1 pseudogene is annotated in these 273 nt (G+C 63.7%); it reads right to left on the bottom strand.

Annotated features, from left to right (window positions below):
- A pseudogene (locus ACM6IM_RS08640) lies at positions 1-273 on the bottom strand (electron transfer flavoprotein subunit beta/FixA family protein); the annotation flags it as partial.

The following is a 273-nucleotide window of genomic DNA, read 5'->3' on the forward strand; positions in this document are numbered from 1 at the left end:
AACGGTCTGCGCGCCGCCGTCGATTTCGCGGGTCACGGCAACGCTGTCGCCGGACACTTCGACTTTCGACGCGAAAGTGCCCTGACCGTAGCCGCTCAAGGCCGCGAGCATCTGGCCAGTCTGGTTGTTGTCGCTGTCGATGGCCTGTTTGCCCAGGATCACCAGCTGCGGCTGTTCCTTGTCGACAACGGCCTTCAACAGCTTGGCAACGGCCAGGGAGGTCAGATCTTCAGCGGATTCGACGAGGATGGCGCGGTCGGCACCCAGGGCCAG

This window comes from Pseudomonas sp. IT-P12 (assembly GCF_949767465.1).
GTDB lineage: Bacteria > Pseudomonadota > Gammaproteobacteria > Pseudomonadales > Pseudomonadaceae > Aquipseudomonas.